Raw genomic sequence first — 15,529 nt, forward strand, 5'->3', positions numbered from 1 at the left:
TTCCGGCGCGGCCCACACCTGGGCCGCCGGAAGCCCGGCTCACGGAGCCGGGCTTCCGGCGGCCCGCCCGGCTCGGCACACCGGCGATCACGGCCGTGAGGCCGAGCACCCCGGCAGGCAGCACGGCCCCTTCACGCCGCCGGCTCCCTCGGGCACACGGCACGCGGGCAGGCCACGGGGCGCCGCACGCCGGGGGCTCCCCCAGGTGTGCGGCGGTCATGCCGGCCCGGACGGCCCGGCGTCGGAGACGGCCGGAGCGCCGACCGTGCGTCCGCGCGCCGCCGGCACCTCCAGGCGTGCGGCGGTCGCGGCAGCCGGGAGGGCCTGCCGACGCGCGGCCGGACGCACCGGCCGCAGGGGCGCCGCACGCCTTGGGCTCCCCCAGGTGTGCGGCGGTCACGGCGGCCCGGCGTCGGAGACGGCCGGAGCGCCGACCGTGCGTCCGCGCGCCGCCGGCACCTCCGGGCGTGCGGCGGTCGCGGCGGCCTGCCGGTGGCGGCCGGAAGGGCCGGCCGCGCGGGCGCCAGGGGTGGTCACCGGTCGCGGGGGTCAGGGGCGGCCTCGCCAGTCCAGGCAGACCACCAGGGCGTCGTCCGTGGCCAGGACGTCCTCGCCCCGGTGGACCGCCAGTTCGCGCAGTATGGCGCGGGGCACCTCGGCGGCGGGCAGCAGCCGGGTGGAGTGTATGGCGCGGGCCAGGGCCCGGTCGCCGTACGCCTCGCCCTTCGGGGAGTTCACCTCGTGCACGCCGTCGCTGACGAAGACGAGCCGGTCGCCGGGCTCCACCTCGAACTCCTGCGCGACGTAGTCCGTCTCCTCGAACATGCCGAGGGGCAGCTGGGCCTCGAAGGGGATCCGCTCGACGGTGCCGCCGCGCAGCCGCAGCAGCAGCGGGGAGCCCGCGTCCACGACACTCACCCGTCCGCTGTCCAGGTCGAAGTCGAACATGAGGACGGACAGGTAGCAGCGGCCCCGGTAGTGGGCGTACACGGCCTGGTCGGCCAGGGCCGCCTGGTCGGCCAGGGAGATCCCGGCACGGCGGGCGTTGCGCAGGGCGTTGATGGCCAGGCTGGTCAGCAGAGCCGCCTCTATGCCCTCGCCCATCCCGTTCGTCACGTACAGCATCAGGTGGTCGGCGGTGGCCGACCAGTCGAAATTGTCGCCGAAGACGGCGTAGGCGGGCTCCAGCTGGCCGCCGAGGTCGTACTCGGGGCGGGTGCAGGAGCGGCCCGAGAGCAGCTGCCACTGCATCTCGGCCGCCAGGGTGAGCCGGTCCTTGCGGCGGGCCTGGAGATACAGGTCCGTGTCACGCTCGGCCACCAGCACCTCGTGGCCGAGCACCTCGGCGATCTCGGCCAGTTCGGCCACGGACGCGCGGGCCGCCTCGTCGCCGGGCAGCGTCACGGACAGCACGCCGAGCCGGTCGCCGCGCACGCTGACCGGCAGGTGCACGCGCACGCTCTGGTCACGGCCCTCCTCGCTGTAGGGCTCCTGCGAGCCGAAGGCCCGCCCTGCGGGGCTGCCGTGCACCGGAACCGTCACCAGGTTGTGCGGCCGCACCGACACCGGCTGAAGCGCCGTCAGGCCGTAGTCGGCCATGAACAGCTCGACGGACTGCGCGCCGTACTGCTCGGTCAGCACGGCGCGCACGGCGTCGAGCAACTCGTGGGGAGGCGCCGTGCGCACCGCGCGCTCAGCGGTCTGGAATCTGTTCACGATGAGTAATGCACCATTCTTTCTCCCGGCAACGCGCGGGCCGGCCGGGGTGGCGGGCCTCGCGAGAGCCGCGTCGGTCGTTCCGAGGGGTCGGACAGGGCTGGGGCTCCTAGTAGGCTGAAAGGCGCCCCAGAGCCTGCGAGAGTGTGATCGTGACTGCCTTCCGCCGCCGCCCAGAGCCCGATGAGGTCGCACGTGTGACCACCAAGGCCGTTGAGCTGCTGGAAGTTGTGTGGGGCCGTGCGTCGACCGCGCCTACCTCCGCCTCCCAGTTGCGGGTGCTGCACATCCTCGAGCACCACGACGGCATCAACCTGCGCACGCTCGCCGAATCCCTCGCCTCCACCCCGCCGTCCACCAGCAGGCTGTGCGACCGGCTACAGGCCGCGGGATTCATCGAGCGCGTGGTGGGCGCGGAGGACCGGCGCGAGGTACGGCTGCATCTCAGCGCCCGTGGCCGCTCCTTCCTGGCCGATCTGCGGGTCCGCCGCGAGAGCGAGCTGCAGAAGGTGCTGGCGGACATGCCCGCCGCCAAGCGCGTGGCCCTCCTGGAGGGGCTGGAGGCGTTCTGCGCCACCGCGGCGACGCAGATACCCGGCGAGACCCCCGAGTCCGACAGCCGGACCGCCTGAACAGCCCGCTCGGCAGCCGGCCGCCGCCGCTCCACGGCGACGGCGGCCGGCGCCGGGGGCGGTCCCTGTCCACCGGAGCATTCCAGGTCCTTCCCCGTGTACGTCCGACTCGGCTACTCTGTTGCCTCATGGCTATTATTGTCAAACGACAACTGTTCTGAGAAACGCTCTTACCTTGTCCGAATACCCTGCTTCTGATGCGATTTGCGTCAACTGTGCGCCATGTCTCGAAAATCCGGGACACGACACGAGGATGGCTCGATGCCCGCGGCTCCCGAACTGAGAGCGCACGTCGACCGCGACGAGCAGTCCTTCGTGATCACCGTGAGCGGGGACGTCGACTATGCCGCCGTCGACGGCTTCGACCGTGCCTGGGAAGCCGCCGACCAGGCGGCCATGCCCCGCACCGCGATCGACCTGACGGGGGTCACCTTCGCGGACAGCATGCTGCTCAACGCCCTCATCGAGGCCCGTCGGCGGCATCAGTCCTCCGGGCGCGACCTGGTCCTGGTCGGCCCGCTGCGGCCCGCCGTGAGCCGGCTCCTGACGATCACCGGCGCCCTCAGGCTGTTCACCGTCGTCGAGGGCGGCCCTGGGTCAGCGCACGATCCGGCGGCGCCCCGCGTGCCGGAGCCTGAAGCCCGCGTAGAAGAGGTCGGCCAGCAGCACCGCGGCACCGATGACCAGCAGGTAGAACAGTCCGTGAACGGTGAACCCGATGATGCCCAGGACGAGGGCCACGAGGATCAGCAGCAGAAAAAGGCTCATCGGCTCTCCTAATCGGCCGTCGCGTGCGCCGGGTCAGCGGCGGGCCAGGCGGCGCTCACCACCGGCACCCGGGGTGTAGTCGAGGGAGTAGTGCGCGAACACGGCGGGCTCCTGGTCGGCCGGCAGCTCACCGTCCGTGTCGATGGACGGCGCCTTCTTGACCGTGTCCTTCTCGTGGGCGACCTTCAGGTAGCCAGGTCCGACGGTCGCCCCGTCGAGCGGGACGAACACCAGGCGCCGGCGCGTGGGCAGGCCGACGGTCACGGTGGCGTAGCTCGGCTGGTCGGTCGCCGTGTCGACGTAGACCGATTCCAGGATCCCGACCTTGTGCCCGAAGGTGTCGACCACGTCGTGGCCGCGCCACTCTCGGATATCACCTGCTTCGAACATGTGACACCTCCGTAGGGTCAGGTACCCCTGATCCCGCGGTTGACGCCGCCGACCGTCCCGGCGGCGCTCAGAACGGCGCCACGCGGATGCCCACCAGGCAGGTGTCGTCGTCGGTGTCGGACTTGCTGTGGGTCAGCAGGCGGTCCAGCGCCTGGTCCAGGGTCGCGGGAACGGTGCGCGCGGTCGTCAGCAGCTGCGCCAGGGACTCCTCCACGGACCGGTCACGGCGCTCGATCAGGCCGTCCGTGTACATCAGCAGCGTGTCGTCCACGGCGAGCTGCACCTCGTGCTCCTGGTACACGGCCTCCGGTACGGCACCCAACAGCATCCCCTTGACCAGCGGCAACGGCTCCGCGTCGCCGCCGCGGACCAGCACGGGCGGCAGATGGCCGGCCCGGGCCCAGCGCAGGGTGTGCCGGTCGGGGTCGTACAGGCCGCACACCGCGGTCGCGGTGACGGCGCCGGTCAGGTGGTGGGTGACCATGTTCAGCCAGGACAGCAGCTGCCCCGGTCCGGCACCGGTCACGGCGAGACCGCGCAGCGCGTTGCGCAGGACCACCATGCTGGTGGCCGCCTCGATGCCGTGCCCGGCGACGTCGCCCACGCACACCAGCACCAGCCCGGACGGCAGCAGGACCGCGTCGTACCAGTCGCCGCCGACCAGGTGCTGGGTCTCCGCGGGCCGGTAGCGCACCGCGAGGTTCAGTCCGGGCACCGCCAGCGGGGCTCCCGCGGGCGGCATGATGGCGTGCTGGAGCTGGAGGGTGAGCCGGTTGCGTTCGCTGGCCTGCTGCTCGGTGTGGGCGAGCTGGTCGCGGGTCGCGGCGAGCGCCACCTCCGTCCAGTGGTGCGCGGAGATGTCCTGGTAGGCGCCGCGGACGACGTACAGCTGGCCGCCGGAGTCGAGTACCGGCTCTGCCACCACCCGGATGTGGCGGGTCACGCCGTCCGGGCGCTGCAGCCGGAAGGCGGCGGACGCGGGCCTGCGGTGGTGCAGCAGGGTGCGCAGGAAGCGGCCGATGGCGACGGCGTCGTCGGGATGGGCGTGGACGGGCAGGTCCTCCAGCGGCACCGGCGCGCCGGAGTCGGGTTTGCCGTAGAGGTGGTAGAGCTGGCCGTTCCAGGTGATCTCGCCGGTGAGGAGGTTCTCCTCGAAGCCGCCGATCCGGCCCAGGCGCTGCGCGTGCTGGAGCAGGCTGGCCAGCCGGGCGGTCTCGTCCTCGATGCGCCAGATGAGCAGGACGCAGCCGCCGTGCCGGCTGATGTTGATGTCGGCGACGGCCGCGAGGGGGACGTCGTCGACGAGGGCGGTGAGCCGCATGCGGTGGGCGCGGTAGGGCTCGCCGGTGGCGTAGACCCGCTCGATCCGCTCGAACAGCTCGCTGTGTCCGGCGGCCATCGGGTAGGCCTCCAGCAGCAGCGCGCCGCTGATGACGGCCCGGGACCTGCCGGCGGGATCCAGGAAGCGGCCGTTGACGTGGTGGATGCGGAAGTCGGCGAGGTCGCCGCCGGCGTCCAGGTGTGGCACGAGCACCAGAGCGGGGTCGTGGAGACCGTCGGCCAGGTCCATCAGCTCGGAGAGGCCGGGCAGCACGGGCGGGGCGCCGCCGTGGGCGTGGTCCGGGGAACCGGTGTCCAGGGTGTGCGCGCACAGCTCGGCCAGGGCCTCGATCTGCCGGACGACCGGTGCGGAGGGCGAATCCTGGGGGCCGGGCCAGACGATCTCCAGCACGCCGTGGATGCGCCCGCCGGTGCCGGCGGCCACGGCGACCCGGCCGCCCTCGGGATGCTGGTGCTGGCCGATGGACGGCAGCCCGGTCGCGGCCAGGCTGCCGATCCAGTGCCCGGAGCGTTCGGTGAGGCCGCGGCGGGCCACCGTCGCCACTCCCGGGGGCACGTGCCGCCAGCGTCCGGCCTCGGCCGAGGAGAATCCGGCGTGGCCGGCCAGGGTGAGCGAGCCGTCGGCGCCCAGCGCCCAGATGGCGACCGCCTCCGCGCCGAGCGGGGCCAGCGCGTGCTCCATCAGGGACTCGGCCACGGCCTGGCTGTCGTGGGCGGCGAGCGCGCCGCTCTCGGCGGCCCGCAGCCGTACGGCCGAGGCGTGGCCGCCCGCGGGGTCGACGGCCTCGGTACCGGCCGCGGTGGCCGCGAGGAAGGCGGCGGTCACCTCGGACATCCGGTCGCGTGCGGCCTGGTTGATGACGTCGACCGCGAACTCCAGCGGCGTCACCCCGGCCTGCTCGGCGAGTTCGGCCAGTTGCCGGGCCGCCTGGGCCGGGCCGCAGCCGAGCCGTTCGACGAGGATGCCCTTGGCCAGCTCGATCAGGGCGCGCCCGTCCGCCTCGGCGTGCGCCGCCCGCACCTCGGCGCGCAGCCGCTCCACGGTCGCCGCCAGCCTGCCGATCGGGGACGACCGGCCGGTCTCGTCCGGCGCGCCGGAGGCGGTGCCGGCCGGTGCTCCGGCGGGCTGTCCGCCGTCGGCGCCGGCGAGTGGTCGCGGAGGTTCGGACGGGAGAGGGAGTTCACTCACGGTGGGCCTGTTTCTCGGCTGGGACGCCTCGGGGCGTCACGCGGCCTGCTGGTGGACGCCGAGGCGGCGGGATGGGGTCACTCGGCCAGCCAGCGGCGGACGCGGGAGATGAGGTCGTTCGTGTCGACGGGCTTGGTGATGTAGTCGTTGGCGCCCGAGGCGAGGCTCTTCTCCTGGTCGCCCGGCATGGCCTTCGCGGTGACGGCGATGATGGGCAGCTCCGCGTACTGGGGCATCGCGCGGATCTCCGAGGTGGCGGCGTAGCCGTCCATCTCCGGCATCATCACGTCCATCAGCAGCAGGCAGACGTCCGGGTGGGCGAGGAGCATCTCGATGCCCTTGCGGCCGTTGTCGGCGTGCAGGACCTGGAACCCGTGCAGTTCCAGTACGCCGCTGAGGGCGAAGAGGTTGCGCGCGTCGTCGTCGACGACCAGGACCGTGCGGCCGAGGAAGGTGTCGTCCACCACCTGCGCGGCCGGACGGTGCGGTTCGTCGGCGCGTACCAGCGACAGCACGTCACCGGGCTGTTCGGCGGACAGGTGCAGGGTGATGCGCTCGCGCAGCTCGTCCAGGCTGGACAGGAAGTCCAGCGGCCGGCCGCCCGCGAGGGCCCGCAGCGCCTGTTCCTGCGCCAGGTCGACCCGGTGCCCGGTGTGCACCAGGACGGGCACGCTGGCCAGCGCGGAGTCGCCGCGCATGGCCTCCAGGAAGTCCGCGCCCTCCTTGCCGGGCACTCCGAGTTCCAGGACCACGCAGTGGCAGGGTTCGGCCGCCAGCGTGCTCGCCGCCTCCTGGGCGCCCACGGCGGTGATGAGGTCGATCACCCCGTGCGGATCGCCGGGGTCGTGCGCGAGGTCGGCGACGGCCCGTTCGGCGACCAGGGTGAGCAGTCCGCGCGGGCGTTCCTCGATCACCAGGAGACGGCGTCTGCGGTGCGCGGGGTCGGGTCCGGCGGCGGGCAGCGCGCGGGAGACGGGCTCGGGCTCCGCGGCGGTGAGGGCGCGGGGCTGCTCCACCGGCCGGGTGCCGTTGTCCAGCAGGTCCTCGAAGTCGGCGCGGGCGACCGGCAGGTACAGCGTGAACGTACTGCCCTGGCCTGGGGTGCTGTCCACGGTGACCGCGCCGCCGAGCAGATGGGCGATCTCGCGGGTGATGGACAGGCCGAGGCCGGTGCCGCCGTACTTGCGGCTGGTGGTCCCGTCGGCCTGCTGGAAGGCGCCGAAGATGGTCTCCAGTTGCTGGTGGGGAATGCCGATGCCGGTGTCGACGACCCGGAAGGCCACCACCGGGCCGCCGCGCAGCACGCCCGCCGGCACCTCGCGGTCGGCGGCCGGTTCGATGCGCAGCTCCACGCAGCCCTGTTCGGTGAACTTCACCGCGTTGGACAGCAGGTTGCGCAGGATCTGGCGGAGCCGGGAGTCGTCGGTGAGCAGGTCGGCGGGCGTGCCCGGCGCGGTGGCCACCGTGAACTCCAGGCTCTTCTGGGTGGTCATCGGCCGGAAGGTGGCCTCGACGTACTCCAGGAGCTGGCGCAGCGGGACCCGCTCGGGGGCCACGTCCATCTTGCCGGCCTCGACCTTGGACAGGTCGAGGATGTCGTTGATCAGCTGCAGCAGGTCCGAGCCCGCAGAGTGGATGATGCCGGCGTACTCGACCTGCTTCGGGGTGAGGTTGCGCGAGGGGTTCTGGGCGAGCAACTGGGCGAGGATGAGGAGGCTGTTGAGCGGGGTGCGCAGCTCGTGGCTCATGTTGGCCAGGAACTCCGACTTGTACTTGGAGGCCAGCGCGAGCTGCTGCGCGCGGGTCTCCAGTTCCTGCCTGGCCTGCTCGATCTGCAGGTTCTTCGCCTCGATGTCGCGGTTCTGGGAGGCCAGCAGGGACGCCTTCTCCTCCAGCTCGGCGTTGGAGCGCTGCAGTTCGTCCTGCTGCACCTGCAACTCCTCGGACCTGGCCTGCAGTTCGGAGGTGAGCCGCTGGGACTCGCCGAGCAGCTCGTCGGTGCGGGCGTTGGCCACGATGGTGTTGAGGTTGACGCCGACGGTCGGCACCAGCTGGGTGAGGAAGTCCTGGTGGATCTGGGTGAAGCGGGTCAGCGAGGCCAGCTCGATGACGCCGAGGACCTGTTCCTCGACCACGATGGGCAGCACCACCAGGGCGCTGGGCACGGCCTGTCCGAGTCCGGAGGAGATGGTGACGTAGCCCTCGGGCAGTTCCTCGACGTGGATGATGCGCCGGTTGCGTGCCGCCTGCCCGACCAGGGAGCGGCCGACCGGGATGCGGGTGGGCCGCTCGGTGTCGTCCGGGTAGCCGTAGGAGCCCACCAGGCGCAGTTCGTGGCCGCGCTCGGTGTCCTCCGCCAGGTAGAAGGCGCCGTACTGGGCCGAGACCAGCGGGGTGAGTTCGTCCATGATGAGCTCGGCGACCACCGGCAGGTCGCGGTGGCCCTGCATCAGGCCGGAGATGCGGGCGAGGTTGGTCTTGAGCCAGTCCTGTTCCTGGTTGGCCCGGGTGGTCTCGCGCAGGGACTCCACCATGGAGTTGATGTTGTCCTTGAGGTCGGCGACCTCGCCGGAGGCCACCACGGTGATAGAGCGGGTCAGATCGCCCTCCGCGACGGCGCTGGTGACCTCGGCGATCGCGCGGACCTGCCGGGTCAGGTTCCCGGCCAGTTCGTTGACGTTCTCCGTGAGCCGCTTCCAGGTGCCCTCGACGCCCTCCACCTCGGCCTGGCCGCCGAGGCGGCCCTCGCTGCCGACCTCGCGGGCGACGCGGGTGACCTCGGCGGCGAAGGACGACAGCTGGTCGACCATCGTGTTGATGGTGGTCTTCAGCTCCAGGATCTCGCCCCGGGCGTCGACGTCGATCTTCTTCGACAGGTCGCCGCCCGCCACCGCGGTCGTCACCAGGGCGATGTTGCGCACCTGCCCGGTGAGGTTGTTGGCCATGGAGTTGACGTTGTCGGTGAGGTCCTTCCAGGTCCCGGCCACGTTCGGCACATGGGCCTGGCCGCCGAGCCGTCCCTCGGTGCCGACCTCGCGCGCCACCCGGGTGACCTCGTCGGCGAACGCGGAGAGCGTGTCGACCATGGTGTTGATGACGTCGGCCAGCGCGGCGACCTCGCCCTTGGCCTCGACGGTGATCTTCTGCGACAGGTCGCCGCGCGCGACCGCGGTGGCGACCTGGGCGATCGACCGGACCTGACCGGTCAGGTTGGACGCCATCACGTTGACGTTGTCGGTGAGGTCCTTCCAGGTCCCGGAGACGCCCGGCACGATCGCCTGGCCGCCGAGGTTGCCCTCGGTGCCGACCTCGCGGGCGACGCGGGTGACCTCGTCGGCGAACGCGGACAGCTGGTCGACCATCGTGTTGATGGTGTTCTTCAGCTCCAGGATCTCACCGCGCGCGTCCACGGTGATCTTCTGCGACAGGTCGCCCTGCGCCACCGCGGTGGCCACCTGGGCGACGTTGCGGACCTGCGCGGTGAGGTTGCCGCCCATGAAGTTCACGGAGTCCGTCAGGTCCCGCCAGGTGCCCTTGACGCCCTTGACGTCCGCCTGGCCGCCCAGTCGGCCGTCGGTGCCGACCTCGCGGGCGACGCGGGTGACCTCGTCGGCGAACGCGGACAGCTGGTCGACCATCGTGTTGATGGTGTTCTTCAGCTCCAGGATCTCGCCCCGGGCGTCCACGGTGATCTTCTGCGACAGGTCGCCCTGCGCCACCGCGGTCGTCACCTGGGCGACGTTGCGGACCTGGGAGGTCAGGTTTCCGGCCATGAAGTTGACCGAATCGGTGAGGTCGCGCCAGACACCGCCGACCCCGGGCACCTGCGCCTGGCCGCCGAGGCGGCCCTCGCTGCCGACCTCGCGGGCGACACGGGTGACCTCGTCGGCGAACGCGGACAGCTGGTCGACCATCGTGTTGACGGTCTCCTTCAGCTGGAGGATCTCGCCGCGCGCGGGCACGTCGATCTTCTGCGACAGGTCGCCGCGCGCCACCGCGGTGGCCACCTGGGCGATGTCACGGACCTGCGTGGTCAGGTTGCCGGCCATGGCGTTCACCGAGTCGGTCAGGTCCGCCCAGGTGCCGGAGACCCCCGGAACCTGCGCCTGGCCGCCCAGCGTGCCCTCGGTGCCGACCTCGCGCGCCACACGCGTCACTTCCGACGTGAACAGGGACAGCTGGTCGACCATGCCGTTGAAGACCGTGGCGATGTCGCCGAGCAGTCCCTCGCCGTCGGAGGGCAGACGGGTGCCGAAGTCACCGTCCCGCACCGCCGTCAGACCGGCCAGCAGCTGCCGCAGCTCCTGCTCACCGGGCCCCTGGACCCGGGGGTCCGCCGACATGCCGCTCATGCACACCCTCGTTCCGCTCCCCAGAGTCCCCACCCCGAGGACCCGGAACCTCGCCGGAGCCGTAGAGCTCCGCCCACCAGCGGCGATTCCGCGTTCGGCGGCATCGCACGGCAGACAATCGGTCGCAGATTAACTCAGTTGTCGGCCGACAACCAAAGTGTGCCGAAGCCCGACCCGGGCCGGAAGACGGAGCGGCACCCGGCTCGCGGGACGATGCCGGACGGGGCCGGAACCGGCCCCGCCGGGGACGCTCTGCCCGGCGTCACGCCGTGATCGCCGCCTGCACCGTCGGATGGCAGGTGGCCAGGGTGTCCAGGCCCACCAGCTCCACGGTACGCCGCACGGAGTCCCGCAGCCCCGCGAGCCGCAGCCACCCCCGTGCGGCCCGCGTCACCTGGTGGGCGGCGATCAGGGCGTTGATCCCGCTGGAGTCCATGAACGTGACCCCGCTCAGGTCGACGACGACCCGGGAGCCGGCGGTGGGGTCGGCCGGCGGCATGGCGCGGGCCAGGGCGCCCACGGTGTCGCAGTCGATCTCGCCGCGCAGGCCGAGCACGGTGACGCCCTCGACGTCGCTCCGGGTGACGGACAGCACACCGTCCTCCCCTGCCCTGTGTTCGTCTGCCACGTGCGTCCTCCGCGCCCTCGGTCCCGGCTGTGTCGCCGGTCTGCAGCCAACGTGCCCAGCCGCGCGGAGTGCGATGCACGACAGCGGGCATCCGGATCGGGGCGCTGAGGGAGTACGACGGCGCATCGCCGGGTAGGCGCGCGCCCATGAACGGGGTTTCGCGGATCGTCGGCAGGGAGTCCGTCCCGCCCGAGGAGTGTTCCCGGATGGCGGAAGCTGCACCTGTCGAGGTCACGGTCGCGCTGGACGGGGCGGACGGCTGCATCGCCGACGCGCGGCACCGCACGTCGGACTTCCTGGCGCGGGCCCGGTCGGCGCCGGGGCTGCCGGTGCCGGTCCGCACGCTGGAACTGGCCCAGCTGGTGGTGAGCGAACTGGTCACCAACGCGCTGAAGTACGCGCCGGGACCGGTGCTGCTGCGCCTGGGCGCCGCCGACGGTGTGCTGGAGATCGAGGTGTGGGACAGCGATCCGGGCCTTCCGCTGGCCCGGGCGGCGGACGCCGGACGCGTCGGGCAGCACGGCCTGGAGATCGTCCTGGCGGTGGCCCGGGACGTGGAGGCGCGGCGGGAGCCCGTCGGCAAGCGGATCACCGCCCGGCTGGCACTGTCCGGCTGACCGCGGCCGGCCCCGGCCGCCGTGCCAGGGGAAGGTACGGCCGTCCTGGCCGGTGCGGCCCGAGGAGGCGGGGTCCGCCACAGCGCGCACCGCACCCGTTCGGCGTAACGTGAGGCGCCGGGGCGGATGTCGGACCGCGCGAGGCAGGGATGCCGTGCGGAGGCCGGCCGGTCCCCTCGCCCGCACCACTCACGAATCAGGAGCGCACCATGGCGACACCTGTCCGCCGGCCCGCGGGCCGCGGTACCGCTGCCCGGCGCACCGCCGTCGGGCTCGCCACCACCTTGATCGCCATCTGCGCGTGCAGCGCGCCGGCGGCCGGTGACGAGGCCCACCGCGTGTCCGCCACGGCCTGCGCCGACAAGGTCTACACGGGGATGACCACGGCGCAGCGGGTCGGCCAGCTGTTCATGGGCGGGATCGCCGCGTCCCGTCCCAGCGCCGCGGACCTGAAGACCCTGCGCACCTATCACGTCGGATCCGTCATGCTGACCGGGCGCAGTTCGGCCGGCACGGCGGCGACGAAGAAGGTCGTCGACGGGGCGCGGGCGCAGGCGGACACGGTCGGGGGACACCGGGTCGGGCTGCTCGTCTCCACGGACCAGGAGGGCGGACAGGTCCAGGTGCTGAGCGGCCCCGGCTTCTCCGTCATGCCCAACGCGCTCACCCAGGGCAGCTGGAGCACGGCCACCCTGCGCTCCCGCGCCGAGACGTGGGCCCGGCAGCTCAAGGCGGCCGGCCTCGACCTCAACCTGGCCCCGGTCGCCGACGTGGTGCCCGCGAGCCTCGGCACGCGCAACGCCCCCATCGGGCACTTCTACCGCGAGTACGGCCACACCCCCGCCGTCGTCACCTCCAAGAGCGGCGCCTTCGCCTCCGGTTTCCGCAGCGCCGGGGTCATGACCACCGTGAAGCACTTCCCCGGTCTGGGCCAGGTCATCGGGAACACCGACACCACCGCGAACGTGGTCGACTCGGTGACCACGTCCACCAGCGCGAGCCTGCAGCCGTTCCGCAGCGCCGTCGCCGCGGGGTCGCCGTTCGTGATGATCTCCTCGGCGAAGTACACCAAGATCGACTCGAAGCACCTGGCCGCCTTCTCGCCGACCGTCATCAACTCGCTGCTGCGCACCACGTTCGGCTTCAAGGGCGTCGTGATCTCCGACGACCTCGGCCAGGCCGTGGCGGTCCGCTCCTACACCCCGGCCCAGCGGGCGGTGAACTTCCTGAACGCCGGCGGCGACATGGTCCTCACGGTCAAGGCGTCGACCCTTCCGGCGATGATCCAGGGCGTGCAGGCCAAGATGGCGTCGGACGCCTCCTTCCGGGCCAAGGTGACCGCCTCCGTGCACCGCGTCCTCACCGCGAAGGCCACGGCGGGCCGGCTCACCTGCAGCTGAGCCCTCCGAGAGCCGGAGACACCGCGAGCCGGAGACCGAGCCGGGCCGAGCCGATACGGGCTCGGCCCGGCTCCGTCGTCTTTACTTATGACTGGTTGAACAGTCCAGACTGATAAATCTAGTATGCGTACATGTGAAGACAGACATGGCTTCCGATGCCGACGGCGCCCGGGATCCGGGCGACCCCCTGCTCCTGGCCGCCGAGCTGAGGCTCGCGGTGGGCCGCATGACACGGCGGCTGCGCCAGGCCCACGCGGTCGGGGACGTCTCGCTCTCGGGCGTCTCCGTGCTGGCGCGGCTCGCCGCCGACGGCCCCGACTCCCCCACCTCGCTGGCCGAGAGGGAACGGGTGCGTCCGCAGGCCATGGCCACCACCCTCGCCCAGCTCGAACAGCGCGGCCTGATCCGCCGCACCCCCGACGCCGTGGACGGCCGGCGCAGCATCGCCGCCGTCACCGAGAAGGGACGCGCCATGCTCGCCGAACGGCGCTCCGAGTCCGTGCGGCGGCTCGCGACCGTCCTCGACGGGTTCTCCGCCGAGGAGCGCGAGACCCTCGGGGCGGCCGTGCCGCTGCTCGCCCGGCTGGCGGAACGGCTGTGAGCGCGGCCCGCCGGACCGGCGCCCTGCGCTCGGCCCGCCACGCCGAGACCCCGCCCGGCCGCGGCTACAAGTGGGTCGCGCTCTCGAACACCACGCTCGGCGTGCTGATCGCCACGATGGACGCGTCGATCGTGATCATCTCGCTGCCGGCGATCTTCCGCGGCATCGGCCTCGACCCGCTGGCGCCGGGCAACATCGGCTACCTGCTCTGGATGATCCTCGGCTACCTGCTGGTCTCCGCGGTCCTGGTGGTCGTGCTCGGACGGCTCGGCGACATGTTCGGCCGGGTCAAGATCTACAACCTCGGGTTCCTGATCTTCGCCGGTGCCTCGGTCGCGCTGTCACTGGACCCGTTCCGCGCGGGAGCGGGCGCGATGTGGCTGATCCTGTGGCGGATCGTGCAGGCCTTCGGCGGGTCCATGCTCACCGCCAACTCGGCCGCCATCCTCACCGACGCCTTCCCGGCCCGGCAGCGCGGCATGGCCCTCGGCATCAACCAGATCACCGCGCTGGCGGGCCAGTTCCTCGGGCTGCTCGCGGGCGGTCTGCTGGCCGCCGTCGACTGGCGGGCCGTGTTCTGGGTGAGCGTCCCGGTCAGCGTCACCGGCACGATCTGGTCGTACCTGAGCCTGCGCGAGACCTCGACGGGCCGGCCCGGCCGGATCGACTGGCTGGGCAACATCACCTTCGCGGCGGGCGCCGGCATCCTGCTGGCCGGGATCACCTACGGCATCCAGCCCTACGGCGGCAACGCCACCGGCTGGACGAACCCGTGGGTGCTGACCGGCCTGATCGGCGGCGTCGGCCTGCTGCTCGCCTTCTGCGTCGTCGAGACCAGGGTCGCCGACCCCATGTTCGACCTGACGCTCTTCAGGAACCGGGCGTTCGCCGCAGGCAATGTGGCCGCCCTGCTGACCTCGATCGCGCGCGGCGGCCTGCAGTTCATGCTGATCATCTGGCTGCAGGGCATCTGGCTGCCGCTGCACGGCTACGACTTCGAGGACACCCCGCTGTGGGCCGGCATCTTCATGCTCCCGCTCACGCTGGGCTTCCTGGTCGCGGGCCCGGTCTCCGGCTACCTGTCGGACCGGTTCGGCGCCCGGTTCTTCTCCACCGCGGGCCTGGTCGTGGTCATGCTGTCGTTCCTCGGCCTGCTCGCGCTGCCCGTCGACTTCGACTACGGGCTGTTCGCGACACTGCTGCTGCTCAACGGGCTCGGCCAGGGCATGTTCTCGGCGCCCAACACGTCCTCGATCATGGGCAGCGTCCCGGCCGAGTACCGGGGGGTCGCCTCGGGCATGCGCTCCACCTTCCAGAACTCCGGTACGGCGCTGTCCATCGGTGTCTTCTTCTCGCTGATGGTCTCCGGCCTGGCCGCCACGCTCCCGGACACCCTGAAGAGCGGTCTCACCGCGCACGGGGTGCCGGCCGCCTCCGCCGCGCACGCCGCCTCACTGCCGCCGGTGAGCACGCTGTTCGCGACGTTCCTCGGCGACAACCCGATCGAGCACCTGCTCTCCTCGGAGGGCGTCCTCGACCATGTGACCGCCGCCCAGCGGTCCGTCCTGACCGGCCACACCTTCTTCCCGCAACTGGTCTCCGGTCCGTTCCACCACGGCCTGACCGTGGTGTTCGGCGTGGCCGCGGGCATGGCCCTGGTCTCCGCGGTGGCCTCGGCGCTGCGCGGCAGCCACCGTCCCGTCCCGGAACGGGCCGAGCCCACCGACCGGCCGGCCGCCCGGACGTCCGCCGCGAGGTCGCGGAAGCCGTGACGGAACGTGGGCCGGTGCGGCGGAGGTCCGCCGCACCCGCCCCCCGGCCGGGAGGTGACCGGGTCCCCATCAGGGTGGCCCCCGTGGTGGTCGGGGTGGACCGCCCCCCCCGGGTTTTGTCGG

At 72.3% G+C, this 15,529-nt stretch carries 11 protein-coding genes; 6 read left to right on the plus strand and 5 right to left on the minus strand.

All coding sequences use genetic code 11. The annotated features are described in order from the left end of the window. Window positions 1-549: 549 nt before the first annotated feature. The gene (locus ACIRQ9_RS19510; RefSeq protein WP_404174477.1) at window positions 550-1,716 is read right to left on the minus strand and encodes a PP2C family protein-serine/threonine phosphatase; all 1,167 of its coding nucleotides are present in this window, start codon (window positions 1,714-1,716) and stop codon (window positions 550-552) included. 197 nt (window positions 1,717-1,913) lie between these two features. On the opposite strand from ACIRQ9_RS19510, the gene ACIRQ9_RS19515 reads away from it, so the two are divergent. Then, a complete protein-coding gene (locus ACIRQ9_RS19515; RefSeq protein ID WP_404174480.1) occupies window positions 1,914-2,348 on the plus strand; it encodes a MarR family winged helix-turn-helix transcriptional regulator in 435 nt (144 codons plus the stop codon). Between the two features lie 261 nt (window positions 2,349-2,609). Continuing rightward, entirely contained in the window at window positions 2,610-3,128 is a 519-nt protein-coding gene (locus tag ACIRQ9_RS19520) for an STAS domain-containing protein (RefSeq protein WP_404174483.1), read from the plus strand. Window positions 3,129-3,149: 21 nt separating this feature from the next. Here the strand turns inward: ACIRQ9_RS19520 and ACIRQ9_RS19525 are convergent, their stop codons facing one another. The 4 genes from ACIRQ9_RS19525 to ACIRQ9_RS19540 form a co-directional block, all read right to left on the minus strand. Beyond that, window positions 3,150-3,506 (minus strand): PRC-barrel domain-containing protein, encoded by a 357-nt coding sequence (locus ACIRQ9_RS19525; RefSeq protein WP_351314183.1) that lies wholly within the window; start codon window positions 3,504-3,506, stop codon window positions 3,150-3,152. Between the two features lie 67 nt (window positions 3,507-3,573). Next, window positions 3,574-6,036 carry a SpoIIE family protein phosphatase gene (locus tag ACIRQ9_RS19530; protein ID WP_404174486.1) on the minus strand — a complete coding sequence of 821 codons (2,463 nt, stop codon included), beginning with the start codon at window positions 6,034-6,036 and terminating at the stop codon, window positions 3,574-3,576. 77 nt (window positions 6,037-6,113) lie between these two features. Beyond that, entirely contained in the window at window positions 6,114-10,388 is a 4,275-nt protein-coding gene (locus tag ACIRQ9_RS19535) for a HAMP domain-containing protein (RefSeq protein WP_404174489.1), read from the minus strand. A gap of 262 nt (window positions 10,389-10,650) precedes the next feature. Further along, window positions 10,651-11,016 carry an STAS domain-containing protein gene (locus ACIRQ9_RS19540; RefSeq protein ID WP_404174492.1) on the minus strand — a complete coding sequence of 122 codons (366 nt, stop codon included), beginning with the start codon at window positions 11,014-11,016 and terminating at the stop codon, window positions 10,651-10,653. Between the two features lie 206 nt (window positions 11,017-11,222). On the opposite strand from ACIRQ9_RS19540, the gene ACIRQ9_RS19545 reads away from it, so the two are divergent. The 4 genes from ACIRQ9_RS19545 to ACIRQ9_RS19560 all read left to right on the plus strand — a co-directional run bounded on the left by ACIRQ9_RS19545 (window position 11,223) and on the right by ACIRQ9_RS19560 (window position 15,406). Then, entirely contained in the window at window positions 11,223-11,633 is a 411-nt protein-coding gene (locus ACIRQ9_RS19545) for an ATP-binding protein (RefSeq protein WP_404174495.1), read from the plus strand. A gap of 209 nt (window positions 11,634-11,842) precedes the next feature. Continuing rightward, entirely contained in the window at window positions 11,843-13,033 is a 1,191-nt protein-coding gene (locus tag ACIRQ9_RS19550) for a glycoside hydrolase family 3 N-terminal domain-containing protein (protein WP_404174497.1), read from the plus strand. A 145-nt stretch (window positions 13,034-13,178) separates the two neighbouring features. Beyond that, a complete protein-coding gene (locus ACIRQ9_RS19555) occupies window positions 13,179-13,634 on the plus strand; it encodes a MarR family winged helix-turn-helix transcriptional regulator (protein WP_404174500.1) in 456 nt (151 codons plus the stop codon). A gap of 116 nt (window positions 13,635-13,750) precedes the next feature. Then, window positions 13,751-15,406 carry an MFS transporter gene (locus ACIRQ9_RS19560; protein ID WP_404174538.1) on the plus strand — a complete coding sequence of 552 codons (1,656 nt, stop codon included), beginning with the start codon at window positions 13,751-13,753 and terminating at the stop codon, window positions 15,404-15,406. Window positions 15,407-15,529 lie beyond the last annotated feature (123 nt).

Origin of the sequence: Streptomyces sp. NPDC101237, from assembly GCF_044767465.1 — a bacterium.
Lineage (GTDB): Bacteria > Actinomycetota > Actinomycetes > Streptomycetales > Streptomycetaceae > Streptomyces > Streptomyces gramineus.